Source organism: Microbacterium sp. Z10_103 (assembly GCF_058310455.1).
This window is the reverse complement of record NZ_JBZEGK010000001.1, coordinates 506,404-532,553: the sequence shown is the minus strand read 5'-3', so window position 1 is coordinate 532,553 and position 26,150 is coordinate 506,404. Positions and strand designations below refer to the sequence as shown.

Genomic DNA, 26,150 nt, shown 5'->3' with positions numbered 1-26,150 from the left:
CGAACGGCCCAGGATGACCTGAGCACGGGCTGTGCATCAGACCTTGGCGATTCCGGCGACCGTGCGGGAATCCAGCGTGAGGATCCGCGGAGCCGTCCCCCCATTGAGCGTTGTGGCGGACTCACTGGCCGCGAGGGGGCGGAGGCCGCCACGCTCGGTGACATAGACCTGGGGCGAGCCCACCGCCTGCACGAAGACGCGCCCAGCGATGGGCTGACCCGTCAGCGCCAGAGTGGCGCATGTGGCGGCGTCCAACGGCGTGGTATGGATGCCGCCGAGACCGGAAGCGGTCACTGGCGACAGCACGCCCCCGGCAGCGACGAGATCGGTGGTGCCGCAGCGCACGAACACCCCGAGACTCTGCTCGGAGGCGGGGAGCATCGCGACGGCGGGGGGAGCCACGATCTTGTAGCGGGACTGCACCCCGAGATCTGCCGCCACGCCCCAATTGGGGATCCCGAGGCGGCGCCCCGCGTCCACGAGCGTCACCGCCGCCGAGTCGGAGGCCCGCACCAGGTCGCCCGCGGCGGGCAGCTGGGTCGGCTCGGGCAGCGATGAGAAGTATGCCGACGTCACCCACTTCGACTCGGGGGCTTTCCCGCTGTTGGCCCGCAGTACGCTGGCCCGGTCGGGCAGGCGTAGGAACCCGCCCGATGTGGCTACCGCCGTCCGTGACCCGTCCGTCACGAATGCAGGCCCCTCGATGACGGCGCCGGAGAGGCGAAGCGTCGCGCACGTAGGCTCGGACAGCTCGGTGACCGGGTTGCCCGCGGGATCGCCCGAGACGACCTTCGACAGGACGTCGCCTCCGCCCGCGTAGAGCGTGCCCTTACACCGCAGGAAGTGGGTCATGAGACCCACCACCTCCGCCTGTGCGAGATCGTCGGGTGCGATGATCCGGACGTTCGAGGAGAGACCCCATGCGCGCGCCAGGCCCCAGCTGGGCAGCCCGATCAGGCGGTCGCCGTCGACGAAGTAAACGCTCGCGTCGCCGTCTGCTCGCACGAACCGGCCCGTCTCCAGGTACAGAGCGCCGATCGTGTAGCGGGACAGCGTCGCGTCCGAGACGACGGCAACCGCGGGGCGGGTGCCGCCGTTCAGCTCGATCATCTTCGCGCCCGAGGGGATGGGGCGGTATGCCCCGGCGTCCGCTCGGTACACCGTCCCGGAGGAGGGGGTCTTGACGAACGGTACGGAGGTGAAGGCCGCCCGCGACAGGTCGAGCCGCTCGCACGTGGACGCGTCAAGTGTCACGGCGGAGAATCCGGCCGGCGCTCCCGACTTCAGCTCGTGTAGGCCGCGGGAGGCGGCGAAGTAGGTCTTGCCGCCACAGGACACGTACTGGGAGAGGATCTCCGCCGACGAGTAACCGCTCGTGTCCGCGGCAGAGACCCTGCTAGACACGCTCGACGGCAGACCGAACTCGGCGGCCATGCTCCACGCTGGCAGGCCGAGCAATCGCCCGTCTGCCGTCGGTAGCCATACCGTCGGATCACCCGCGCGGAGGATCCACCGGGCGGGAGTGAACAGTTGACGCGGTGCGACCTGGTACCCCGCCGCTACGCTCGCTCGCAGGATCGCCGCGAACGGAATGGTGCCGCCATTCGCAGCGGCGGCTGCAGGCGCGTCGAAGTACGGCTGGAGGATGCCGTTCACGATCTGGTGGATCTTCCCGCCCGCCGCCGTACGGGCGAAGGTCGTCACGATCGGACCTTTCCCGAAAGCGTCGTACTCTTTGGGCTCGAGCTGGACGAGGCCAGCCCCACAGGAGCCGCCCCAGGCGCCCACAAGGGCGCAGGAGGGGAAGGGGTGAGCCTGCCCGTCCTGGAGCATAGCGACTTCACCAGTGCGCACATTTCTCACGTAGAACGTGGCGATGCCCGCATCACGGTAGAGGGCGAGGTAGTTCGCGTCCACGGCCGCAGGGGCACCGAACACGCGCTTGTACTCCGGATACGCCTCCGCCGTGATGCCGTAGCGTCGATCCCCCGAGACGATGGACACTTCCGCGCCGGCTTTCACCAGGGCGGCGCCCCCGCTTTGCGTGGATCCAAACCAGTCGGTGAAGAAGTGATAGAAGTTGCGGTTGCCGTGGGCCGAGCAGTCGTCGCCCACGCCGTACCGCGCCCGGATCGCTGCGGCGTTCGGCTGGTAGGGGGTGTAGTAGTAGAGGTTCGCCGTCGCCTGGTTCTGCACATACACCGGGGATGACCCGCATGCGCGGTTGGGGTTGTACAGGATGTTCCAGGTCTTCCCCGGCGCGTACCACGTGAAGAACTGGCTCGTACCGGGAGGGTTCGCGTAGCGCTTCATCTGCCACGCGGCGCCGTGGACCTGATTGAAGAACCCGTGATACCGCTTGTCGCACTCGGCGGTGTCGGGACAGCCCTGACCCATCGCGATCGTGTAGCGCCATTCACTGGGCCAGACGTGCGTGACGAGGCTCTGCTCCTTCTCGAGCATCACGAGGATGACCTGGGGGTTGATCCCACACGCCTGCGCAACCTTGTAGATAATGCGGGACGCTCGCTCGCGCACGCCTCCGGAGTATGCGCCGCACATCGCGTCGGCGGCGGTGGACCGCGAGGTGTCGTACCAGTCCTTCAAGCACGTGTATCCCCCCTCACAACGCGGCACGCGCTGCTCGAGGAAAGACTGAATCTGCCCCTCGGTCATCGTCCCGCTGTTGAAGAACACCGGGTCGCTGACGATGTTGCCGGGCTGGAACTTCGACAGGTCGGCCGCCGCGGCCGGCGCGGCCGGGGCGAGGGGACTTGCCGTGGTCACGGCTGTGAGGCTCAAACCCATCACGAGCGCGACCACGGCGAGGACCGCGACCCTGCGGACTTGCGCCACGCGCATCATTGCACCCCACGTCATGTGAACAGTGTGACCTATGTTGCTGCTGAGTACCAGCGTCCAGGTACAGGGGGGCGTCTCCGGGACTCTGATCCGTGTACCCTCACCCGACTTCAGCAGCGCGCGGCGCGCTACAGTTCGGCGTGCAGCTGCCAGACACGCTCCGCGCCCTCCGCCCAGGAGAATGCGCGCGCGCGATCCGATGCCAGCACTCGCAGCTTCTCGCCGTTCTCCCCCATGGCCGCACGGGCAGCGTCACCCAGTCCGACGGACGACCCGATCGGACCCGCGTCGGCGAGGACCTCGCGGTGCACGGGCGAGTCCGCCGCGACGACGGCTGTGCCGGTCGTGATCGCCTCGACGGCCCGCCACGGCCAGTCCAAGCGCGTAGACGGCGCGACGAAGACCGACGCACTGCCGAGTACCGCGGCACGGTCGAACGGCTCGAGCGAGCCCCGGACGTGCACGCGCGCCTCGGCGAGACCCACTGCGGCTGCGAGCTCGAGCACGTCGGGCTCCTGACCCTCGGGGCAGTCGAGCACGACTACGTCCCCATCCGACGCGGCGCCGACGATTCCGGCGAGCGCGGCCGCGAGTCCATCCGATTCGGACGTGCCTCCCGCCGTCGACACGAACGTCGCAGGGAGGTCGAGCGACCGCAGGCGCCCGGCGATATCCGTCGGAACGCGGAATCCCTCCGGCGCCGCGCCGGCGATGACGCGGATGCGGTCGGCCAGCCGAGGGGCGACCTCCGAGAGCGCTGCGGCCATCGCGTGCGTGGGGACCACGACGGCATCGGCGTGCTTCTCCGCACGTTTGAGCATCGCCTTCTGCCACATCACCTCGCCCCGCGACAGGGTCTCGGGCGCCTCCCACGCGCGGAGGTCCCACAGCGTGACGACGAGCTGGTGCGTCTCGTGCACACGGTCGTGGCGCACGAGGGGCGCGAGGAGCGTAGGCGAATGGATCATGCCCTTCCCTACGCCGGGAGCGATGCCGAACTGCCAGGATGCGGCGAGCTCGCGCCGCGGCAACGCGAGCCGGGTGAGGTCGACGAGACCGTCAAGATCGGGTTCTCCCCCACGCGGCACGATCCCGGCGACGTCTGCCCCGCGCGGCGCCGTGTCGATGAGCGCCCGGGTGAGCGACTGGGACGCCTCGGCGAGGTCCCGCGATGTGGGCGCGACCAGCTGGTCGAGCACGACTCGGAGTGTCGCGGTCACTGCGTCGGCTCCGCCGTGGGGGTCGGGGGGTGCAGCGTCGTGCGGACCAGCTCCTGGATGTAGGCGTAATCGGGCTCGAACTCGTCGATGCCGCCATCGGGCGTCAGCTCGATGGTGCTGACGGGCTGTTCCTTCGCCTTCAACGCCAGGTCGGCCAGGGCCGGCAGCAACGGCTGCGGCAGGTCTGTCTGCACGATGGCGGTGCCTGCGGTGGCGACATCCTGGAACCGGGTGAGCACGTTCTGCGGGCTCGCCTGCGCGAGGATCGCCTCCTGCAGTTGACGCTGGCGCTTCATGCGGTCGAAGTCGCTCGTGGTGTACCGGGAGCGGGCGTACCACTGGGCGGTGTCGCCGTCCATGTGCTGCGGGCCGACCTCGATCCAGCCGATCGCCCAGTCCTCGGCCGGCTGACCGGCGTAGGCGGGACCGCCGCCCTTGGGTAGGCGCTCCTCGACCGTGATGTCCACGCCGCCCAAGGCATCGACCAGGGCGGCGAAGCCGTGCATGTCGATGAAGACGTAGTACGGGATCTCGATGCCGAGGATGCCTTCGGCGGCGTCCTTCGTCGCCTCTACGCCGGGCGCGGAGCCGTTGGCCTCCGCATCCGGGTAGAGCTCGCTGCCGTCCTGGCAGACCTCGACCTCGGTGCGGAGCTGGTTGACGCCGCTCCCCCACCCGCACGTCGAGTCGGCCTGGCCTTCATGCCCGTTGGGGTATTTGTCCTGCATCGGTCCGGCGGAGAAGGGGAAGTGCGGCATGTCGCGCGGGATGCCGGTGATCGTGACGGCGCCGCTCGCCGCGTTGACCGAGACGACGGAGATGCTGTCGAACCGCATCGAGTCGCGGCCCTCGCCGCTGTCGGCGCCCAGCAGCAGGATGTTGTAGTACCCGTCCGACGGCGGAACGACCGGTGCGGACTGGCCGAAGAGAGCGCCGAGAGCATCACGTGCCGTACCGGCGGCCTGCGCAGCCCAAACCGCGCCGCTGCTCGCTCCGACAAGGAGCAACACCGACGCGGCGGCGATCCCGAACCGCGCCCCGCGCCCCGTCCGGACCAGGCGCACAAGCCGCAGCGTGTCCACGGTGAGCACGATCCACAGCAGGGCATACCCGAGGAGGAGGATCTGCACGACCGTGAGCGGCACCCACCGGAGCCATCCGAACCACTCCGGAATCCACGCCCCCGAGACGATGGAAACGAGCGCGGTCGGCCACAGGAGCGCGAACAGACCCGTGAGAATCAGCCCGACCCACATGACCAGCGTCGCGCCGAGACCGAAGCGCCCGAGCTTACGGCTGCCCGCGAGCACCTGCGCTGACCCGGGCAGCAGGAAGTTGAGGAGAACGAGCCACCAACCCCGCCGCGTCATCACCTGACGCGACCCGGCGTCGGGATTCCGCAACGGTCGGGGCTCGACGACCGCCCGCGCTCCGGGGCGCGCGGCGGCGGTAACGCTCACAGAGAGTCCTTCAGCCGGCGGTTCTTGTCTTCGACCTGGGCTTCGAGGTCGCGCGCGTACTCTTCGATACTGTCCGCGAGCGCTGCATCCCCTGTCCCCAGAATGCGCGCGGCGAGGAGTCCGGCGTTCTTCGCGCCGTTGATCGAGACGGTGGCGACGGGGATCCCGGCGGGCATCTGCACGATGCTGAGGAGCGAGTCGAGCCCGTCGAGGGCGGACAGCTGCACGGGCACGCCGATGACCGGGAGTGCCGTGACGGATGCCAGCATCCCGGGCAGATGCGCGGCACCACCGGCGCCGGCGATGATCGCCTGCAGCCCGCGGCCGCGGGCTTCGCGGCCGTAGCGGATGAGCTTGTCGGGGGTGCGATGCGCCGAGACGACCTCGACCTCGTGCGGGACACCGAGCTCAGTGAGCACCTGTGACGCGTCGCTCATGACCCTCCAGTCGGAGTCGGAGCCCATGACGACGCCGACCACGGGCGTCTCGGAGGAGTGCAGGGGCCGGGTCACCCGACCAGGCTAGGGCGATTGTCTGGAAGATCGCCGCAACGGCGCGGCCGTCAGTCGAGGAAGAAGGCTGCGGCGGCCCGCGCCTCGTACGCGACATCGTCGAGGTCGAAGCCGGCCACGTTGATGTGACCGACCTTGCGACCGGGGCGCGGCGCCTTGCCGTACGTGTGGATTTTGGCGCTCGGATGCTCCGCCATGGCTGCCGCGAACCGCTCGTCCAGCGACGCCTCCGCCGGACCGCCGAGGATGTTGATCATCACCGACCACGGCGCGATGGGGTCGACCGCCCCGAGCGGGAGGTCGAGGACCGCCCGCAGGTGCTGCTCGAACTGGCTCGTCACGGCGCCGTCCTGGGTCCAGTGCCCGCTGTTATGCGGACGCATCGCGAGCTCGTTGACGAGGATGCGGCCATCCGTGGTCTCGAAGAGTTCGACCGCCAGCATCCCGGTGACGTCCAGTCCCTCCGCGATGGCGACGCCCAGGTCTGCAGAGGTGCGGGCGAGCCGTCCGTCGGAGCGGGGCGCGGGCGCGAGCACCTCGGCGCACACGCCGCCGCGCTGCACGGTCTCCACGAGCGGATACACGGCGAACTCGCCGGAGGGCCGGCGCGCGATCTGCTGCGCGAGCTCGCGAGTGAAGTCGACGAGCTCCTCGACCAGCAGCTGCCCGCCACGAGCGTCTTCGGCGAGGGTGGCGAACCAGTCCTGCGCCTCGGAGCCGGCGGAGACGACCCGCACGCCCTTGCCGTCGTAGCCGCCGCGCGGCGTCTTCACCACGGCCCGCCCGCCGTGGGCGTCGAGGAACTCCTGCAGTTCGGTCTCATCCGACACCGCCGCCCAGTCGGGCTGCGGTGCACCGAGCTCCTGCATCCGCCGGCGCATGACGAGCTTGTCCTGCGCCACGGCGAGCGCGCCCGGCCCGGGATGCACCTGCACGCCGGCGTCGACGAGGGCGGCGAGCACGTCCTGAGGCACGTGCTCGTGGTCGAACGTGATCACGTCGACATCCCGCGCGAAGGCGAGGACGGTGTCGGCATCGCGGTAGTCGCCCGTGGCCGTGGCAGCGAGGGATGCGGACATCCCCGGTTCCTCGGCGAGCACTCGGACGTCCAGGCCCAGCTCGACAGCCGGCGCGATCATCATCCTCGCGAGCTGCCCGCCACCGATGATCCCCACTCGCAGCGCCATGGCTCCCCTTCCGTCAGTCCCATTCTTCCGCAGACGCGAGGTGTGCGTGGAGAGGGGCGGCCGGGCGGCTGCGCGGGCGGCCATGCGGCGGGCGCGGGGATCAGAATTGCGGAGTCGTCGTCGGGACGTTCGGCGGCTGAGCGTCGCGGTGCGCGAGGATCTGATTCACCTCGACCTGGTCGACCAGCACTTCATGGACGAGCTCAGCGCTGGGGATGTTGCGGAGGCGCAGCGGAGCATCCACGCCATTGGAGAGCACGAGGGTTCCCGCACCCCACAACCGCTGCAGCGGACCGCGACGCACCTGGATCGTGTACCCGCGCATGTGCGTCAGCTCGGTGCGCCGAGTGCGCACAAGCCCGCTGCGTTCGATCACGCGTCGGGTGGTGATGGTGTACGTGTGCGACCACCACGCCGCCCACGGCAGGACGACGACGAGGAGCACGACGACCGCGGCAGCGGTCAGCAGCATCCAATTCTCGAACGGAGCGGGGAGGTTTCCGTAGAAGTATCCGACGGCGCCGGCGACGGCGATGAGGACGAGGGACGACCAGAACAGGCGCCGGGCGTGCGGACGGATGCGCGCGACACGCAACTCGGGCGTGGGAACGCCCGGGGCGGGGGTCAGGGGCCGCCCTCCGTACGTCGTCGGAGAGGTCACGTCTCTATTGTGTCCGCCGGCACCGACATCACGGCGATCCCACGCGGGTCAGCGCACGTGCGTGACGTCGCCGGCCGAAACGGCGACCTCGTCCACCCCGGTCACGATGACGAGTCGGCCGTCCGCGTCGATGCGCTGGGCGCGGCCGACCACCGATGTGCCGTCCGGCAGAGCCACCCGCACGTCGTGACCGAGGGTGGTGCAGAGCGCTTCGACTTCGCCCAGGACTCCGGATGCTCCGGCGTCGCCGTGCGCGGACAGCAGAGCCTGCAGCTGCTCGTCGAGTGCCCGGAGATAATCGGCGAGCAGCCGGTCGTCGTCGCACTCCATCCCGAGCGCGGCGAACGAGACCGCTGTCGAGACCGGCAGGTCGGCTCGCGTCATGGTCGTGTTGACACCGGCGCCGATCACGACTGCGTCGGGATGGCCGGGCACGACCTCGGCGAGGATGCCGCAGATCTTGCCGCCGTCGACGAGGACGTCGTTCGGCCATTTCAGCCCGGTGGTGTTGCCCGTCCCGGTGAGCTGTGCCGAGATGGCGCGCGTCATCGCGGCGCCGGCGGCGAGCGGAATCCAGCCGCGGGCATGCGCGGGAAGCCCGCCGACGCGCACCAGCACCGACACCGCCAGCGCGGTGCCCGGGGGTGCGGTCCACGTCCGGTCGAGGCGGCCACGACCGGCACGCTGATCCGTGGTGACGAGCGCGGAGAGGTGCGGCCAGCCGGCCGGGTCGTCGGCGACGGCGGCGAGCACGTCGGCGTTCGTGGAATCGGTGGTCTCGACGACCTGGAGACGCGGGCTCACCTCGGCGGCGCGGGGATAGCCCTCTTCACGGATCGGCATGCCCTCACCCTAGAGCCGACTCCCCGGCGCGCGTCGGCTCTTGACAGCCGAAGCCGCCCGATGTCGGCGCCTGGGATCAGGAGAAACGCCGAGTTCTGGCCGTTCGCCCGGCTGCGGCACATCTCCTGAATTCGGCACGGCGCCGACCGGTGCGGCCGGAACGCACAGAGGAATCCGGGAGGCGTTGTACGCACCATCCAAGGAACGGGTGAGGCCCGCCGATAGGGTGGAACGCGTGACAGAGCAGCACGATCCCTTTACGACCGCGGGCAAGATCGCCGACCTCCGCAGCAGGTACCAGGAGGCGGTGGTCGACGCGGAGGAGGCCGCTCGCGTCAAGCAGCACGCGAAGGGCAAGCTGACAGCGCGAGAGCGCATCGAACTGCTCGTCGACCCGGGATCGTTCGTCGAGCTGGACGAGTACGTCCGTCACCGCACGACAGCGTTCGGCATGGACAAGTCGCGCCCCTACGGCGACTCCGTCGTCACCGGCACCGGCACCATCCACGGGCGCACCGTCGCGGTGTACGCGCAGGATTTCTCCGCGTTCGGAGGATCACTCGGCGAGGTGGCCGGGGACAAGATCATCAAGGTCATGGAGTTCGCCCTTCGCGGCGGCATCCCGATCATCGGCATCCTCGATTCCGGCGGTGCCCGCATCCAGGAGGGCGTCGTCGCCCTCGGCAAGTACGGCGAGATCTTCCGCCTGAACACCGCCGCCTCCGGCGTCATCCCGCAGATCTCGATCATCATGGGCCCGGCCGCCGGCGGCGCGGTGTACTCCCCCGCCCTCACCGACTTCGTCATCATGGTCGACAAGACCAGCCAGATGTTCGTCACCGGTCCCGACGTCATCAAAACCGTCACCGGCGAAGACGTCGGGATGGAGGAGCTCGGCGGCGCGTACACGCACAACACCCGTTCGGGCGTCGCGCACTACCTCGCCGAAGACGAAGACGACGCGCTCGACTACGCCCGCACCCTGCTCAGCTTCCTCCCCGACAACAACCTCGACGAGATCCAGGTGTACGACACCCCGTTCGAGTTCGAGACGACGGATGCGGACCGCTCGCTGAACACGGTCATCCCCGACTCGGCGAATCAGCCGTACGACATCCACACCGTGATTTCGCGGATCGTGGACGGCGACGACTTCCTCGAGGTGCAGCCGCTGTTCGCCCCGAACATCGTCATCGGCTTCGGCCGGATCGAAGGCCGCACCGTCGGCATCATCGCGAACCAGCCGTCCCAGATGGCCGGAACCCTCAACATCGACGCGGGCGAGAAGGCGAGCCGCTTCGTGCGGTTCTGCGACGCGTTCTCGATCCCGATCGTCACGCTGGTGGATGTCCCGGGCTATCTCCCCGGCACCGACCAGGAGTGGACCGGCGTCATCCGCCGCGGCGCGAAGCTGCTGTACGCGTACGCCGAGGCCACCGTTCCGCTGGTCACGGTGATCCTGCGCAAGGCCTACGGCGGCGCGTACATCGTGATGGGCTCGAAGCAGCTGGGCGCCGACATCAACCTCGCCTGGCCGACCGCCGAGATCGCCGTGATGGGCGGCCAGGGGGCCGTGAACATCCTCTACCGCGGCGAGATCAAGCGCGCCGAAGCCGCCGGGGAGGACGTCGCAGCGGTACGTACACGCCTCGCGAACGAGTACACGTACAACGTCGCGTCCCCGTTCCTCGCCGCCGAACGCGGCGAACTCGACGGAATCATCGAGCCCGCGCAGACGCGCGTCGCGATCGCGAAGGCGCTGCGGGCGCTGCGCGGTAAGCGCGCGAGCCTCCCGGCGAAAAAGCACGGGAACATCCCGCTGTGAGCCCCGCGCCCGAGCCCGAGCCCGTCGTCTCCTTCGACGTCCGCCGCGGCAACCCCACGGAGGAGGAGCTCGCGGCTCTCATGGCCGTCGTCGCCGAGGCGTATGCCGAGGAAGCGGCCGCGCCGGTCGCGGCCGACTCGCGGCCACGGGCGCGCTGGCGGGTGTCGACGCGCAGCTCGCGCTCCTCGCTGTCGCGGGAGCAGGGATGGGGCGGGTTCTCCGCCTGACCCCCGATCGCCGGAACATTCCTGCGAGGATCTACGCCGCCCGGAATTCCCCGCGCTCTGTCCCCCGAAATACCTACAGACGGGGGCGGGAACCCATCGCATACTGGAGGAGCTGGAACGCATTTCCTGCGTTCGGCCGGGGCTGCTTCTTCAGCCGGTCCCGGTCTCGCGGACGGTTTTCGGGTAACTGTCCGCCAGGCGAGGGGCGCGCGGCTTCGCCGCCCCTCGCCTCCCAATCGTCTCACCGGTCCGGTACCCTCCCCCGCTGGACCGGTGAGTCGGGTGTGGCGATGACGGCCGCCTCGCCGCCAGTATTCCGCAGCACGGGCTGCGTCGCGTTCAGCGGGCGCGCGGGATCTCGTGCCAGAGCTCGACGCTGTCCTCATCGGAGAAACTGTCGCCGTCTCCGGATCGCCCGACGATGGTCACGGCCGTCCGATCGTGCGGCGACGTGCGGATGATCAGGCGCGTGGATGACGCGGATCGCAACAGGTCGGCGAGCTCTGCCCGAATCCCGACGAGGTCGGGCTCAGCGATGTCTTCGAGACCGCCCTCATCCAGCATGGTGACGGAGATGCCGCGCCGACGTGCGGACTCCAGCTCGGCCCGCACCTGGTCATCGAGCAGACGCGGACCACGCAACTCGTCGCGCAACCGTCCCTCCGCCAGACGCGCCTCGAGCCGCTCGGCGGGGCGGAGGTTTCCGCCGGTCTCGATCGTGCGACCCAGGATCGGACCTGCCGTCTGCAGGGCGCGCTGCACCTGGACGCGTCGCTCCCGTTGCCGACCGGACTGCGAGGCCTGCCAGGCGGATGCTGCCTGCTGGAGCTCGGCGAGGCGCACGGTGTCGTCCGCCGCGCTGTCGAGGGCGAACATGAGCAGCTGCGCCGCACCGACCCACACGATCGAGCCCACGAGGCCGAGTGCCAACGCGGCGAGAGGGCCGATCCACAGCGAGACCGACACGGCGGCGAGGACGAGGCCGGCCCAGGCGAACCACGGCCGGCGGCGCACCATGACGATGGTCATCAGGGCACCGATTCCGCCGATCACCCATGTCGCGAAGGGCTGAGTGCGCGATTCCGGCGCCACAGCGGAGAAAACCGCGTTCGGGACGAGCACGGCGACGGCCAGAGCGATCACGCAGACCCACACCGGCAGCATCCCCCGGCGCGAGGGGATGACACTGGCGGCGTCGGGGGTGCGGCGGTGCACGCCCCAGAAGATCGTCAGCCACGTCACCAGAAGGTAGAGGGGAAGGGCGACGAAGATCATCCAGGGCGAATCCACCTCGCCGTCCACCCACCAGAATCCGCGTGCGGCGAGGTAGGCCGTGAACGCGACAGCCAGCGCGGAGACGATTGCGCGAACGCTCACCAGCGGTCCCCGCTGTCCCACTCGAGAGTGATCGTGGTTCCGTGCGGGCCCGACTCGATCTCGGTACGTCCGCCCACGGCGGTCACCCGAGCGAGGATCGAGCCGCGGATGCCGAGTCGGTCATCGGGGATGCTGTCCACGTCGAAGCCCCCACCGGCGTCGCTCACGCGAACCAGCACTCCGCCGGGGTCCGCCCGCCCGCGCAGCTGCACCGTGAGCCCCTGGGCGTTGGCGTGCTGAACCGCGTTGGCCACGGCCTGCAGCGCTGCGAGAACGATGGCGCGAGCCACCCGCCCCGGCACACGCGGGGTGTCGGGCTCGAACGCCCGAGCGACCTCCAGACGCACGCCCATTTCGCGCGCGCCGCTTTCCAGATCGTCGGCGAGGTGCGCCGCATCCACCGGCTCGTCGCTGCCCTCCCACGGGTCTTTCTCCGCATTGGCCAGACGGGTCAAGGCCTCGCGTGCCATGCTCACGGCAAGCGTCCGCTCTCGGGGGGTGGAGGCCCGCTCGGCAGCCAGCAGCGCACCGAGAACGCTGTCGTGCATCAGCGCGGCCACGGCCACCCGTTCCCCTTCGGTCGCTGCGGCCGCAGCGGCCGCAGCGTAGCTGGCCACCGCGCGCGCCCGGGTTTCGTCGACGTTCGCCGCCACCGATCGATAGGTCCAGCCCAGCACGACCACGACACCGCCGAGGATCAAGGTGAACGACACGTCCAGGCCCACCGGAACGAAGAACTCCTCGGCGAATCCGGCCTGGACGAGGCGTACGAAACCGAACAGCAGCGGGGTGACGATCGTCCACACGATCTGCAGCGGAAGCGGGAAGGCCACCACGGTGGCCACGGTCGCGACGTTGACGAGGTAGAAGATCCAGGGTTCTTCGGTGGGGACGGGCTCAGCCCCGCCGACCGTCGCGATGGGCCACACCGCCAGCGCAACCACGTAGATGACGGCGAAGAGGCCGCTGAACACCCGGGAGAATCTTCCCACCAGGCACGCGATGACCATGGCCGCGAGCGGCACGAACACCGCCAGGACCATGGGCAGGTGCCATCCGGGTCGCTCGTCTCCGGGCCCGAACGAGGCGAGGACGGCCTGCGCGCCGAAGACCAGCGATCCCGGACCCACGAGCAGGGTGATGACCCGCTCGATGCGTGCACGCGTGAAGGATCCGAGGTTTTCGGTGGCCTCCCGTGAACTCGGCAGTCGACCCCAGGCCGCGTCGAGAACGGACCGGTCGGCCTCAGCCATCGGTGTCGCCCTCGGGCCGTTGCAGAATGCCGTCCTCCATCGCACGGCGCAACAGGTCGATCTTGGTCGGGGCGGGCCGACCCACCTCGACGTACTTCACGCGGACGCGCGTGATGTTCTCTTTCGCGGTCGAGTACGCCACGCCGAGCCGGTCGGCGACCGCCTTCAGCGGGAGCCCGGCCGCGTACAGGCGCAGCACCTCACGTTCGCGCGTCGACAGCTGCGCGTCGGCGAATTCGCGGTCGGCCTCGACGGCGCTCGCCCATTCGACGTTGTTGAGCAGTTCGCCTTGGGCGACGGTGCGGATGGCGGCGAGCACCTCGTGGATCGGCGACGCCTTACTCACGATGCCCGCGGCGCCGGCAGACAGAGCCTCGCGCACGGCGGCAGGCCGGTCGGCGACGCTGTGGATGATGACGCTCGAGCCGTCTGCCACCAGACGGTGCACATTCTCGGACACCGTCGTCCCGTCGCCGAGTGTGAGATCGAGCACGACCACGTCGGCCGGGGACTCCGATTCCCCGGTGCGCCACACCAGGTATTCGGTGACGGTGCTACCGGAGAATGCGACCATCAGACTCTCGTCTCGAGCGATCGCGGCCTCGAGTCCGAGGCGCACCGACTCGTGGTCGTCGATGAGTGCGACGCGGGTCATAGTGGTCATGGTATCGGTGTCACGGGGTCAACACCGTTACCGCCTCGACGTGATGCGAGTGCGGGAACAGATCGACGGCGCGGATACCCTGCCGCGCTTCGTATCCGGCGTCGCGGAACGTACCGAGATCCCGCGCCAGGGCGACGGGATCGCAGGCCACGTAGACGACGCGCGCGGGGGCGAGCGCGAGGATCCCCTCGACGACCTCTCGACCCGCTCCGGCGCGCGGCGGGTCGAGCAGCACGACGCCGCGCGCCAGCCGCTCCCGCTCGCGGGGCGAGGCTTCGGCCGCGAGCTGCCGGACGAATCGGTCCACCCGCGCGGTCACGGCCCGGGCGCCCACCCACTCGGCGAGGTTCTCCCCGGCGTGCTCCGTCGCGCGCGGGTCGGATTCGACGGATGTGACACGAGTGGATGCTCCGCCCAGGTCGCCGAGCGTTGCAGCGAACAACCCCACCCCGCCGTACAGGTCGAGGTGCGCCGCATCCGGATCAACCGCGGCCCCGTCGGATGCCGCCGCGCGGAGCTCCTCGGCCACGATCGTCGTGAGGCTGTGCGCGGCGAGCCGATGCACCTGCCAGAATCCGCCGGCGTCCAGGCGGAACTGCCGGTCGCCGACCTGCTCGACGATGACCTCGGGTGCAGCCTCCGTGCGCGAGGGCGCATCCGGCCGCGGCAGGATGCGGACCCGCCCGTCGGCGGGCTGCACCAGATCCACTCGGCCGGGGGCCTGACCGTGCACGGTCGCGGCTGCGCGGGCGACAGCCTCGGTCGCGAGCGGCAGGTCGGCGGTCTCGATGACCCGATGACTGCGCGCGGCATACGGACCGACGCGGCCGTCGTCATCGACGTGCAGGCTCACGCGAGTGCGCCACCCCGTGCCGTCCGCGCTCTCCTGAGCAACGACGGATCCTCCGGCGTCCACGATCGGCGCAGGGGTTTGCATGCGGACGGGCACGTCCACCTTGCCGATTCGCTGGAGAGCGTCCTGGAAGACGTGCAGCTTGAGGTCGCGCTGGTGCGGCAGCACGATGTGCCCGAAGTCCGCGCCACCCGGGCGTGCGTCCGGCTCCACCGAGACGTCCGCCGCCGACCACACGTGGGGCTGCCGGTGCGGCGACGCGGTCAGCACCTCGACGGTCTCGGCCCGCCAGAACGACTTCTTACGCGTGTCGGTGAGGCGTGCGCGCACGGTCTCGCCGGGAATCGTGTCAGCCACGAAAACCACTCGTCCATCCAGTCGCGCAACGAAGACACCGCCGTGGGCGACGTCGGTGATCTCGAGTTCGACGAGGTTTCCGGCATCCATTCCTCCAGCCTCCCACGCGGGAGCTAGCGTGAGGGGATGCGTGTCTGCCTGGCGTCCACCTCCCCTGCTCGGCTCATGCTTCTGCGCCAGGCCGGCATCGAACCGCTGACCCTCGCGCCGGACGTCGATGAAGAAGCCGTCGTCGACGGGGTGGAGCGGGCCGAGGGGCGACGCCTTCCCGCCGAGGAACACGTCCTGCTGCTGGCACGACGGAAGGCCGCCGACGTCGCCGCGCAACTCGCGGCGGCCGATCCGGCCTTCGACGGTTTCGTGCTCGGCGGCGACTCCATGTTCGAGCTGGGCGGGGAGATCCTCGGCAAGCCGTATACCCCGAAGGCTGCGACCGAGCGCTGGCGAGCGATGCGGGGCCGCACCGGGGTGCTGCACTCCGGGCACAGCGTCCTTCGCGTCTCGCCCGGGCTGCCCGCCCGGGAGGCGTACGCCACGGCCGAAGCATCCGTCACCTTCCGCGCCGACGTCACCGACGACGAGATCGCCGCCTACGTCGCCACCGGTGAACCGCTGCAGGTGGCCGGCGCATTCACGGTCGACAGCCTGGGCGGAGCTTTCATCGAACGGGTCGAAGGCGACCCGTCCACGGTGGTGGGAATGTCACTGTCCACCGTGCGCAGCCTGATCCGGGAACTCGGCGGCGAGTGGACAGCCCTCTGGAACCGCGCGAACGGTTCGTAGACTCCCCCACACGTTCCCCGGCGTTTCTTGTGCAGGTTGCTCAAAAACGGACCCCTGGGCGTGAGTAGGCTGGCACCCATGCCGAAAATCGCCAAGGTGTTGATCGCTAACCGCGGCGAGATCGCCGTCCGAGTCATCCGCGCCGCCCGCGACTCCGGTCGCGCGAGCGTGGCGGTCTACGCAGACTCCGATCGCGACGCCCTCCACACCCGCCTCGCCGACGAGGCGTACGCCCTCGAGGGCGCCACGAGCGCCGAGACCTACCTCTCGATCGAGAAGATCCTGTCCGTCGCCCGCCGCTCCGGCGCCGACGCCGTCCATCCCGGCTACGGTTTCCTCGCCGAGAACGCCGACTTCGCCCGCGCCGTCATCGGCGCCGGACTGGTCTGGATCGGTCCCTCGCCGGAAGCCATCGAGGCGCTCGGCGACAAGGTCACCGCCCGCCACGTCGCCGATAAGGTCGGCGCACCGCTGGCCCCCGGCACGCCCGGTCCGGTGTCCGGAACCGACGAGGTCATAGCCTTCGCCGAGAGCGTCGGCCTGCCGATCGCGATCAAAGCGGCCTTCGGCGGCGGTGGCCGAGGGCTCAAGGTCGCCCGGACGATCGACGAAATACCCGAGATGTTCGAATCCGCCACACGCGAGGCCGTCACCGCCTTCGGGCGGGGCGAGTGCTTCGTGGAGAAGTACCTCGACCGCCCGCGGCACGTCGAGACGCAGTGCCTGGCGGATGCGGCGGGCAACGTCGTCGTCGTCTCGACGCGCGACTGCTCTCTCCAGCGGCGCCACCAGAAACTCGTCGAAGAAGCTCCGGCACCGTTCCTCACCGACGAGCAGAACGAGATCCTCTACACCTCCTCGAAGGCGATCCTCCGCGACGTCGGGTACGTCGGCGCGGGAACGTGCGAGTTCCTCATCGGCGCCGACGGCACGATCTCCTTCCTCGAGGTCAACACCCGCCTGCAGGTGGAGCACCCGGTCTCTGAGGAGGTCACCGGTATCGACCTCGTGCGCGAGCAGTTCCGCCTCGCCGAGGGCGAGGAACTCGGCTATGACGACCCGGCGCCCACGGGGCACTCGATCGAGTTCCGCATCAACGGCGAAGACCCGGGCCGCGGCTTCCTTCCGCAGCCCGGTCCCATCCACGTGTTCAAGACCTTCGGGGGCCCCGGCATCCGCCTCGATTCCGGTGTCACAGCGGGCGACAGCGTCTCCGGCTCGTTCGACTCGCTCCTGGCGAAGATCATCGTGACCGGCCGCGACCGCGCCGAAGCCCTGCAGCGCGCGCGGCGGGCGCTCGACGAGTTCGAGGTGGCAGGCCTTCCCACCGTCCTCCCGTTCCACCGCCTCGTCGTACGCGACCCCGCCTTCACGGCCGAGGACGGCCGGTTCGGGGTCTTCACCCGCTGGATCGAGACCGAGTTCGCCGGTGACATCCCGCCGTGGGACGGGGAGCTCGAGCCCCCGGCCGCTCCGGCAGCCCGGCACACCGTCGTCGTCGAGGTCGGCGGCAAGCGCCTCGAGGTGAACCTCCCCGAGCGCATCGCCTCCGCCGGCGGCGGTCCCGGCCGCCCGGCTGCGGCTCCCCCGTCACGCCGCTCGCACGCCGCATCCGCCGTCGCAGGTGCGACCGGCGACGCCGTGAAGGCCCCGATGCAGGCCACCATTGTCAAGGTCGCCGTCGAGAACGGCCAGATCGTCGTCAAGGGCGACCTGGTGGTCGTGCTCGAGGCGATGAAGATGGAGCAGCCGATCCCCGCGCACAAGGACGGCGTGATCGGCGGGCTGGATGCCACGGCCGGCACGACGGTCGCCGCGGGCCACCAGCTCCTCATCATCAGCTGAGTTCGACCCGCGCGGGCGTTGACCCTTCGTCTCGTCGCTGCGCTCCTCGCTCAGGGTCCGGAGTCCGGACGCTGAGCGAGCGCAGCGAGACGAAGCGTCGAGGCCACGCGGAGGCGACCCTTCGTCTCGTCGCTGCGCTCCTCGCTCAGGGTCCGGAGTCCGGCTCCCGGACGCTGAGCGAGCGCAGCGAGACGAAGCGTCAGCCACGGACGACGCGAGTCAGAGATCCTCGGGGGCGTCGTTGCGCTCGACGATGTGCATCGCGCGCGTGGCGTCGGTGATGCTCCCCGACAGCGACGGGTAGACCGCGAACACACGGGAGACCTGATCCACCGTCAAGCGCCGCTCCACCGCGATGGCGAGCGGGTAGATGAGCTCCGATGCGCGCGGCCCGACGATGACCCCGCCGATGACGGTGCCGCTCCCCTGCCGCGCGATGATCTTCACGAAACCGTCGCGGATGCCCTGCATCTTCGCGCGCGGGTTCGCCGACAGGGGGAGCCGCCGGACGACCCCGTCCACGCGCCCGTCGATGGCGTCCTGCTCCGAGAATCCCACCGACGCGATCTCCGGGGCGGTGAAGATGTTGGCGGTGATGCGGCGCCGCTCGAGCGGGATCACGGTGTCTCCGAGCGCGTGGAAGATCGCCGTGCGCCCCTGCATCGACGCGACCGACGCCAGCGGCACGAAGTTGGTGCAGTCGCCCACGGCGTAGACGTTCGGCACCGAGGTGCGCGCCACGCGGTTCACGCGGATGTGCCCGGAGTCGGCGCATTGCACGCCGGCCTCCTCCAGCCCGATGCCGGTGGTGTTCGGCACCGCGCCGACGGCCATGAGGCAGTGGCTCCCCTCGATGGTGCGGCCATCCGAGAGCGTCACGACGACACCGTCGCCGGTGTTCACCACGCTCTGCGCCCGCGACTTCGACAGAAGCGTCATGCCGCCCCGCTTGAAGACCTTCTCCAGCACGGCCGCCGCATCCGTGTCTTCCCCAGGGAGCACCTGATCGCGGCTGGAGATGAGCGTCACCTGCGACCCGAGGTTCATGTACGCCGATGCGAACTCCGCGCCGGTGACCCCCGACCCCACCACGATGAGGTGCTTCGGGAGGGCCTTCATGTCGTACAGCTGCGTCCAGGTGAGGATGCGTTCCCCGTCGGGCCGCGCCGCGGGCAGCTCTCGCGGGGAGGATCCCACCGCCACCACGAGGGTGTCGGCCTCGACGCGGTCGAAGTCCGTGCCACCCGCCTCGGTGGAGACGATGACGGCGGAGTCGCCGTCCAGGCGCCCCTGGCCCGCGATGATCCGGACCCCCGCTTCGACCAGCGACGCGCGCATGTCGTCGGACTGCTGGCGGGCCAGCGCCAGCACGCGGCGGTTGACGGCCGCCATGTTCACGGCGACCTCGGCGGCGAGGGGGCGACCGTCGCCGCCCTTGGCGAACAGCTGCACGCCCAGGTCGCTGGCGCCCTGGATCGCCACCGCGGCGTCGGCCGTGGCGATCAGCGTTTTGGAGGGAACCACATCGGTGATGACGGCCGCCCCGCCGATTCCCTGCCGTTCGATGACGGTCACCTCCGCCCCGAGCTGGGCGGCGGCCAGCGCCGCCTCGTAACCGCCGGGCCCGCCACCGAGGATGGCGACGCTCTGGGTGCGCTCGAAGCTGAGGGACATGGCATCCATTCTGTCGCGTGCCGGGACCAGTTCCGCCCGCGTGGCACCGAAGTGCGCGCGTTCGTAGAGTGGGGGAATGCCACACACTGCCGGGAACCCCCTCGACGACCCCTCCGCCGACCCGTTCGAGATCGCCGCGCGCGCCGCGGCCGACATCGCGAGGCTCACCGGCGTCGAGCGTCATGACATCGCCGTGACTCTGGGAAGCGGATGGGGGCGCGCTGCCGAGCTGATCGGCGAAACCGTGGCGACTGTTCCCGCGCCGGACGTGGCCGGCTTCAGCAAGCCGGCGCTCGAAGGCCATGTCGGCACCCTGCGCAGCGTCCGCACGCCCGCGGGCCGGTATGTGCTCGTCATCGGTGCGCGCACCCACTTCTACGAAGGGCACGGCGTGCGCCGCGTCGTGCACAGCGTCCGGACGGCGGCGGCGACCGGGGCATCCACGATGATCCTCACCAACGGCGCCGGAGGCATCCGCGAGACGTGGCGTCCCGGGCAGCCCGTGCTCATCAGCGACCACATCAACCTCACGGCTGCCTCGCCGTTGGAGGGTGCGACGTTCATCGACCTGACCGACCTTTATTCGGCGCGGCTGCGGGCGGTCGCCCGGACGATCGAGCCGGAGCTGGATGAGGGCGTCTACTGCCAGTTCCGCGGGCCGCACTACGAGACTCCGGCCGAGGTCCAGATGGCCAAGGCGATCGGGGGGCACATCGTGGGGATGTCGACCGCGCTCGAGGCGATCGCCGCGCGTGAGGGCGGGATGGAAGTTCTGGGGATGTCGCTGATCACCAACCTCGCCGCGGGCATCCAAAAAACGCCCTTGAGCCACCAAGAGGTACTCGAAGCCGGCCGCGAGGCCGAACCGGTGATCTCGTCGCTGCTGGCGCGGATCATCGAGGCGCTGTGAGTGCCGCGCCTGAGGAGGTGCTGGGGGCCGCGCGCGCGTGGCTCGCCCAGGACCCGGATGCGCAGACCCGCAGCGAGCTGCGCGAACTGATCGACCGGACCGAGGCCGGAGACGCCGAAGCGACCGCCGACCTTCTCGATCGCTTCACCCACCGCCTCGCCTTCGGCACGGCAGGTCTCCGCGGGGCACTCGGGGCGGGCCCGAACCGGATGAACCGCGTTCTCGTCGCGCAGGCGGCTGCCGGACTCGCCGCGTACGTCGCCGAGCGTGCGGCGGCCGATGCGACGCCTCTCGTGGTCGTCGGGTACGACGGCCGACGCAACTCCGACGTCTTCGCCCGTGAGTCGGCGGAGATCTTCGCCGGGGCGGGGCTGCACGCCGTCCTCCTGCCGCGGATGCTGCCGACCCCGGTTCTCGCGTTCGCCGTTCGGCATCTCGGCGCGGCGGCGGGCGTCATGGTCACGGCCAGCCACAATCCGCCCAATGACAACGGGTACAAGGTGTACCTCGGCGGCGAGGACGGCGGCGCGCAGATCGTCTCCCCCGCGGATGCGGAGATCGCCGCGCACATCCAGGCGGTCGCGGACCGCGGCGACATCGGCACGATCCCGCGGTCGGTCGGCTACGCGAACGCGCCCGAGGAGCTGGTCGAGGCGTACGTCGCCGCGACCGCGGCCGTCGCCCCGGCGCCTGCATCCGCCGAAGGGCTCAACTGGGTGTACACCGCGATGCACGGCGTCGGGTGGGAGACCCTCCGCAGCATCCTGGTCACCGCCGGCTACCCCGAGCCCACGGTGGTGGCCGAGCAGATCGAACCCGACGGGGCATTCCCGACGGTCGCGTTCCCCAATCCGGAGGAACCGGGCGCGATGGATCTCTCGTTCGAAACCGCCCGGCGCGTCGGCGCGGAGCTCGTGATCGCCAACGATCCGGACGCCGACCGCCTGGCCGTCGCGATCCCGGATGCTGACGCCGAAGGCGGATGGCGGCGCCTCAGCGGCAACGAGGTCGGCCTGCTTCTCGGCTGGCGCGCCGCACGCAGAGCGTCCGAAGCCGGCACCGAAGGTGCCACCCTGGCCTGCTCCCTCGTCTCCTCCCCCGGACTGCAGGCGATCGCCGAGCACTACGGTCTCGGCTTCACCGCGACCCTCACGGGCTTCAAGTGGATCTCCCGCGCCCCCGGGATCGTGTACGGGTTCGAGGAGGCTCTCGGGTACCTCGTCAACCCGGAGACGGTGCGTGACAAGGACGGCGTGTCGGCGGCGATCGCCCTCCTCGGGCTCGTCTCCGAAGCGCGTGGTCGCGGGACGGACCTGCGCGGACTGCTCGACGAGATGCTCGAGACGTTCGGGGCGTTCGCGAGCGACCAGATCTCGATCCGGGTCGCGGATGTGTCGGAGATCGGGCGGATCATGCAGGCGCTGCGGTCCCAGCCGCCCACCCGGCTCGGCGACAGCCCGGTCGCCCGCATCGACGATCTCCTCACCGGGTTCGAGGATCTGCCGCCCGGCGATGTGCTGCGCATCTGGCTCGACGACGGGTCGCGCCTCATCGTGCGACCCAGCGGGACCGAGCCGAAGCTCAAGATGTACCTCGACGTGCACGGCGACTCGGATGTGGAAGCCCGCGCACGTTTGGCCGCTCTCGCCGCGGGCGCGCGGGCGCTGCTCGACAGCATCCGCTGACCCGCGTCCGCTGCACCGCCCTGGTCCGGCGGGGGGCGGCGGCTTGCGCCCGGATCGTGGTTGGGGCGAATTCGGTGCTTTGGGGCGGGTCGGCGCGCGCCCCAAAGCACCGATGGCGCCCCAAACCCGCGGGGCGCACTCGTCCTCCACAGGCGGGGATGAGGGGCGTTACTCCCCCGGAAGCGCTGCGCGGCACAGCCGCGGGGGCACTGGGGGTCAGCATCGGTGGATGCGGAACATCGGGCGCGTGCCACTGCTGACGCGAGACGACCTCGCCCAAGAGGGCGCCCGCTCCCGTGCGATCCGGCGACAGGTCGACGCGGGGCGACTCCAGGTCGTGCGTCCGGGCGTCTTCACCCGCGCGCCCGCGGATGCGCCGTACACCGTCGAGGAGAAGACGCTCGCGCGCGCGGCCGCGTGGGACATGGTCGCCACCGTACGACCGGTCTTCTCGCATCTCACGGCCGCGGCCGCTCACGGCTACCCGCTGTACGGTCCCGAGGACCGGCGCATCCACGTCATCACACCTCCGGAGCGCCCCGGCGCGGCGCAAGGTCTCACCCGTCACCGCGGCGACCTTCCGGACGGCGAACTCGTCGAGACTCACGGGATGCTGTTCACCTCCGCCGAGCGCACTGTGGCCGACGTGGCGCGCACCGCCGCCTTCGCCACCGCCGTCTGCATCGCGGATTCCGCGCTGCACGGGGTCGCCCATGTGCGCAACGGCGAGTATCTGGTCGACCGGGCCGAGGCGTTCCGCGGAACGGCGGCAGACGTGGCCCACCGTTCGGCCCACGGGGCGCGGCGCGCCGAACGCGTGCTCGACTTCGCTGACGGACGAGCGGACCTGCCGGGTGAGAGCGTCAGCCGCATCCACCTCGTCGAGCTCGGCTTCGCCCTTCCTCGGCTGCAGGTGCACGTCGCCGGCCCCGGCGGTACCGACTACTGGGTGGACTTCGGCCTCGACGATGTCCTGGCCTTCGGTGAATTCGACGGGAAAGGGAAGTACCGCGACATCCTGCTGCGCCGCGGCCTCACCATGGAGCAGGTGGTCGAGCGCGAAAAGCAGCGCGAAGACTGGATCCGCGGTACCACCCAGCGCCGCTTCGCGCGGTGGGGATCCGTGCACAACCGAACGGCCCTGACTCTCGGCGATCGTCTCGCGTCGTTCGGCATCGTCCCGCCAGGCGTCCCTCGCCGCGGCCGATGACCACGTGCCCCGGATTGGGGCGCCACAGGTGCTTTGGGGCGCGGCAAACCCCGCCCCAAAGCACAGAATTCGCCCCAAATGCAGTTGGCGGCCCACCGGCATGCGGGCTCAGCCGGCCGTAGGCTCTGCGGCATGGAGTTCGCCGAGCCGGTCGTGCTGGAAAACGCGTACGTGCGCCTTGAGCCGCTGACCCGCGAGCAGGCGACGGGCCTCGCCGAAGCCGCCAGAGGGCTCGAACATGTCTGGTACACATCGGTGCCCGCGCCGGATGCTGTCGCCGACGACATCGCGCAGCGCCTCCGGTGGCGCGACGAGGGTGCCATGAACCCGTGGGCCGTGATCCGTGGCGGGGCCGTGGTGGGCGAAACCACCTTCTGCAACATCGACAAGGCGAACCGGCGCGTCGAGATCGGGCACACCTGGCTGGCACCCGCCGCCCAGCGAACCGCCGTCAACACCGCCGCGAAACTCTTGCTCCTCGGCCACGCCTTCGACGCGTGCGACGCCATCGCCGTGGAATTCCGCACCCACTGGCACAACCGGCAGTCCCGGGCGGCGATCGAGCGACTCGGCGCAAAGCAGGACGGGGTGCTGCGCAACCACCGCCTCGGGCCCGACGGCATCCTCCGCGACACCGTCGTCTACTCCATCCTCCCAGGCGAGTGGCCGGCGGTACGCCGCGGGCTGGAGGCGCGCCTCGGCCACCACCGCTGATCGGGCCACCCCGGCCCCGCCCGGCGCACCCCGCCCCGGCGCCCGGTCCCGCCGGGCGGATCAGCCGTCGATGACGGCGACGAGCTCGTCGAGGAATCCGGGGAAGTCCGCCACGCGCCGCACGATGCGCTGCACGCTCTCGCGCTCGGAGAAGACCTCCACGAACTGCTCGAAGACCGTCTGGAAGGCCTCGCGGTCCGCCTCCGAGAACGCCACGAGCGCCACCACCTGCACGCGCCCGTCCCCCCACGGGATCGAGGGATCCGCAATGCCGATGGCGATCTGCGTGCGCGTCGCGGTCATTCCGATCGCATGCGGCACCGCGAGCGCGTCGGTGAAGGCCGTGGACGACAGGCGCTCGCGCTCGATCGCCCGCTCGACGTAGTGGTCGTCGATCACACCCTGCCGCACGAGGAGCCCCCCGAGGTGACGGATGACGCCCTCCTCGCCCTGCGCGCTGTCGATGCCTCGGACGAACGCGGACGAGTCGAAATACCGCTCCAGCTCTGCCCGGAGGCGCTGCAGCCGCCGGCCACGGCGGATGCGGGCGGCGGCCGCCTGCACGCGGTCGACGTCGGCATCGGTGAGGAACGGCTGGATGCGGACGATCCGGTCTCCTGCGACGGGCGGGTCGATCGTGGTCAGCACGAGGTCGGTGTCGATGGAGGGCCAGTCGGGGTCGACGCGCGTTTCGACTCCGACGACCTCGATCGCCTGCCCGAGGGAGCGGTCGACGCTCGAACGCAGCAGCTCGTGCAGCTCGTAGTATCCGGGGCACACGATCGTCGCCGTCAGGAGCTGGTCGGCGCGGCGGCTGCGCTCGAGCCGTCCGCCGACGTGCATCGCGATGTAGGCGATCTCGTCATCCAGGATCGGGATGCCGAGGCTCTCGTGCAGCCCGCTGGCGATGAAGACGGCGACTTCGAAGATCATCGGGTACGACGACTTCAGCGAACGCGTCAGCGGGTTGCGCGACCACGCCTGCTCCTTCGAGCGGTGCAGCAGGTTCTGCACATGCAAGGCAAGGCGCAGGATGAAGTCCTCGTCGGCGATATCGACGAGGAATTCGGATGCGGCCCGCTCGACGACCGCCCGCACCGCCCGATCCACGTCGGGCTCGAGCCGGGAGCGCGCATCATCGGCGGCAGGAGCGCCGGGCGCGACCACCCGCGTGAGGACGAGAGTGGCTAAGTGCTGCTGGTCTCCGGCGCCCAGGCGTACGCCGAGATGGGTGTCTGCGAGGCGGTCCAGCAGCGCGGCGACATCGCGGTGCGCCGGGGAAGAGTCCCCCGCCGTCCGCTCCAGTGCCCGGTCGCGCGCGATCCGGTCGGCGGCGATCGCGATGTGCATGACGACGTCCCCGATGCCGTACTCGTTGACGAAATACCCGAGGGCACCCAGCTCCGCCGCGAGTTCGGCCTTGAAGGGTCCGAACGCCTCCGCACCCACCGACCCCTGGCCGAGCGTGCGTCGAAGCGCCTCGAGATCGAAGGATCCCGCATCCATCTCGTCGTGGGCGAGGCGGCTGAGGAGACGCCGCTGGGCCATCTCCGTGCCGCGCAACCGGGCCGTCGACGCAGAACGCTCCAGCGTCAGCTCCGTGCCGCCGAGAAGTCCCCGCACGCGGGCAAGGTCGGCCTCGAGCGTCGCGGGGCTGACGTGCAGCGTGTCAGCGGTGACGAAGACGTCGATGCCGTCTTCGCTGTCCAGGAGCGTCCGCACCAGGATGTGGAGGCGATCGCGCGGCGTGCCGCCATCGGTGGCCGGGGCCGCGCGGAGTGCTGCCGCCGCATCCGGGCCTGCCCGGTAACCGAGCGGACCCGACTCCACCGCCGCACCGCCGGGCACCCGGGCATTCAGCGAGGTGACATACGACCGGATGCTGCGGGGGGTGACCCCGAGCACATCGGCGAGCGAAGCGGCTGTCGCCCATTCACCATTGCGGGTCAGCAGGCCGAGGAGCCGGTCTTGGCGAGCCCTCGTCATCATGTGCCGTCACGATCGTTTCCGCGGGAGGTGCGTTCCTTG

General features: G+C 70.3%; 21 protein-coding genes. 8 read left to right on the top strand and 13 right to left on the bottom strand.

The genetic code is table 11. The annotated features are described in order from the left end of the window. Window positions 1-36: 36 nt before the first annotated feature. From AC4FS2_RS02350 to AC4FS2_RS02320, 7 genes are all read right to left on the bottom strand, one after another. Window positions 37-2,880: a hypothetical protein gene (locus AC4FS2_RS02350; RefSeq protein WP_491153863.1), complete on the bottom strand. Its 2,844-nt coding sequence runs from the start codon at window positions 2,878-2,880 to the stop codon at window positions 37-39. Between the two features lie 110 nt (window positions 2,881-2,990). Continuing rightward, the gene (locus tag AC4FS2_RS02345; protein WP_491153865.1) at window positions 2,991-4,082 is read right to left on the bottom strand and encodes a glycosyltransferase; all 1,092 of its coding nucleotides are present in this window, start codon (window positions 4,080-4,082) and stop codon (window positions 2,991-2,993) included. Beyond that, entirely contained in the window at window positions 4,079-5,452 is a 1,374-nt protein-coding gene (locus AC4FS2_RS02340) for an LCP family protein (RefSeq protein ID WP_491155673.1), read from the bottom strand. Before AC4FS2_RS02340 ends, AC4FS2_RS02345 begins: the two co-directional genes overlap by 4 nt. Before the next feature lie 86 nt (window positions 5,453-5,538). Further along, window positions 5,539-6,006 carry a 5-(carboxyamino)imidazole ribonucleotide mutase gene (purE, locus tag AC4FS2_RS02335; RefSeq protein ID WP_491155675.1) on the bottom strand — a complete coding sequence of 156 codons (468 nt, stop codon included), beginning with the start codon at window positions 6,004-6,006 and terminating at the stop codon, window positions 5,539-5,541. A gap of 98 nt (window positions 6,007-6,104) precedes the next feature. Next, window positions 6,105-7,241, bottom strand: a complete 1,137-nt coding sequence (locus tag AC4FS2_RS02330) for a 5-(carboxyamino)imidazole ribonucleotide synthase (protein WP_491153866.1) — start codon at window positions 7,239-7,241, stop codon at window positions 6,105-6,107. A gap of 100 nt (window positions 7,242-7,341) precedes the next feature. Further along, window positions 7,342-7,902 (bottom strand): PH domain-containing protein, encoded by a 561-nt coding sequence (locus AC4FS2_RS02325; RefSeq protein WP_491153868.1) that lies wholly within the window; start codon window positions 7,900-7,902, stop codon window positions 7,342-7,344. Between the two features lie 48 nt (window positions 7,903-7,950). Continuing rightward, window positions 7,951-8,745, bottom strand: coding sequence for a biotin--[acetyl-CoA-carboxylase] ligase (locus AC4FS2_RS02320; RefSeq protein ID WP_491153870.1), 795 nt, complete (start codon window positions 8,743-8,745; stop codon window positions 7,951-7,953). 235 nt (window positions 8,746-8,980) lie between these two features. Between AC4FS2_RS02320 and AC4FS2_RS02315 the strand changes: the two genes are divergently transcribed. Both AC4FS2_RS02315 and AC4FS2_RS02310 read left to right on the top strand, forming a co-directional pair. Next, entirely contained in the window at window positions 8,981-10,570 is a 1,590-nt protein-coding gene (locus AC4FS2_RS02315) for an acyl-CoA carboxylase subunit beta (protein WP_491176318.1), read from the top strand. Continuing rightward, complete coding sequence (locus AC4FS2_RS02310; RefSeq protein ID WP_491176316.1) at window positions 10,567-10,797, top strand: acyl-CoA carboxylase epsilon subunit; 231 nt, start codon at window positions 10,567-10,569, stop codon at window positions 10,795-10,797. Before AC4FS2_RS02315 ends, AC4FS2_RS02310 begins: the two co-directional genes overlap by 4 nt. Before the next feature lie 339 nt (window positions 10,798-11,136). Here the strand turns inward: AC4FS2_RS02310 and AC4FS2_RS02305 are convergent, their stop codons facing one another. From AC4FS2_RS02305 to AC4FS2_RS02290, 4 genes are read right to left on the bottom strand one after another with little or no spacing between them, the layout of a single operon-like run. After that, window positions 11,137-12,174: an MFS transporter gene (locus AC4FS2_RS02305; protein ID WP_491176313.1), complete on the bottom strand. Its 1,038-nt coding sequence runs from the start codon at window positions 12,172-12,174 to the stop codon at window positions 11,137-11,139. Next, on the bottom strand, window positions 12,171-13,427 hold the full coding sequence (locus AC4FS2_RS02300; RefSeq protein WP_491153876.1) for a sensor histidine kinase: 1,257 nt from the start codon (window positions 13,425-13,427) through the stop codon (window positions 12,171-12,173). Before AC4FS2_RS02300 ends, AC4FS2_RS02305 begins: the two co-directional genes overlap by 4 nt. Then, the gene (locus AC4FS2_RS02295) at window positions 13,420-14,082 is read right to left on the bottom strand and encodes a response regulator (protein WP_491153878.1); all 663 of its coding nucleotides are present in this window, start codon (window positions 14,080-14,082) and stop codon (window positions 13,420-13,422) included. The genes AC4FS2_RS02300 and AC4FS2_RS02295 overlap by 8 nt, the downstream gene beginning before the upstream one ends. 19 nt (window positions 14,083-14,101) lie before the next feature. Further along, window positions 14,102-15,391 (bottom strand): class I SAM-dependent RNA methyltransferase, encoded by a 1,290-nt coding sequence (locus AC4FS2_RS02290; RefSeq protein ID WP_491176311.1) that lies wholly within the window; start codon window positions 15,389-15,391, stop codon window positions 14,102-14,104. Window positions 15,392-15,427: 36 nt separating this feature from the next. Between AC4FS2_RS02290 and AC4FS2_RS02285 the strand changes: the two genes are divergently transcribed. Further along, window positions 15,428-16,084, top strand: a complete 657-nt coding sequence (locus tag AC4FS2_RS02285; RefSeq protein WP_491176309.1) for a Maf family protein — start codon at window positions 15,428-15,430, stop codon at window positions 16,082-16,084. A 78-nt stretch (window positions 16,085-16,162) separates the two neighbouring features. Then, the gene (locus AC4FS2_RS02280) at window positions 16,163-17,929 is read left to right on the top strand and encodes an acetyl-CoA carboxylase biotin carboxylase subunit (RefSeq protein WP_491176307.1); all 1,767 of its coding nucleotides are present in this window, start codon (window positions 16,163-16,165) and stop codon (window positions 17,927-17,929) included. Window positions 17,930-18,148: 219 nt separating this feature from the next. Here AC4FS2_RS02280 and AC4FS2_RS02275 read toward each other — a convergent pair whose 3' ends face one another. Beyond that, complete coding sequence (locus AC4FS2_RS02275; protein WP_491153884.1) at window positions 18,149-19,603, bottom strand: NAD(P)H-quinone dehydrogenase; 1,455 nt, start codon at window positions 19,601-19,603, stop codon at window positions 18,149-18,151. A 76-nt stretch (window positions 19,604-19,679) separates the two neighbouring features. Between AC4FS2_RS02275 and AC4FS2_RS02270 the strand changes: the two genes are divergently transcribed. The 4 genes from AC4FS2_RS02270 to AC4FS2_RS02255 all read left to right on the top strand — a co-directional run bounded on the left by AC4FS2_RS02270 (window position 19,680) and on the right by AC4FS2_RS02255 (window position 24,122). Further along, a complete protein-coding gene (locus tag AC4FS2_RS02270; RefSeq protein ID WP_491153886.1) occupies window positions 19,680-20,513 on the top strand; it encodes a purine-nucleoside phosphorylase in 834 nt (277 codons plus the stop codon). After that, window positions 20,510-22,198, top strand: coding sequence for a phospho-sugar mutase (locus tag AC4FS2_RS02265; protein WP_491176306.1), 1,689 nt, complete (start codon window positions 20,510-20,512; stop codon window positions 22,196-22,198). Before AC4FS2_RS02270 ends, AC4FS2_RS02265 begins: the two co-directional genes overlap by 4 nt. Before the next feature lie 229 nt (window positions 22,199-22,427). Beyond that, entirely contained in the window at window positions 22,428-23,408 is a 981-nt protein-coding gene (locus AC4FS2_RS02260; RefSeq protein WP_491176304.1) for a hypothetical protein, read from the top strand. 132 nt (window positions 23,409-23,540) lie between these two features. Further along, window positions 23,541-24,122 carry a GNAT family N-acetyltransferase gene (locus AC4FS2_RS02255; protein ID WP_491176302.1) on the top strand — a complete coding sequence of 194 codons (582 nt, stop codon included), beginning with the start codon at window positions 23,541-23,543 and terminating at the stop codon, window positions 24,120-24,122. A gap of 60 nt (window positions 24,123-24,182) precedes the next feature. On the opposite strand, the gene AC4FS2_RS02250 is transcribed toward AC4FS2_RS02255, so the two are convergent. Continuing rightward, window positions 24,183-26,108, bottom strand: a complete 1,926-nt coding sequence (locus AC4FS2_RS02250; protein ID WP_491155677.1) for a BglG family transcription antiterminator — start codon at window positions 26,106-26,108, stop codon at window positions 24,183-24,185. Window positions 26,109-26,150: the final 42 nt, after the last annotated feature.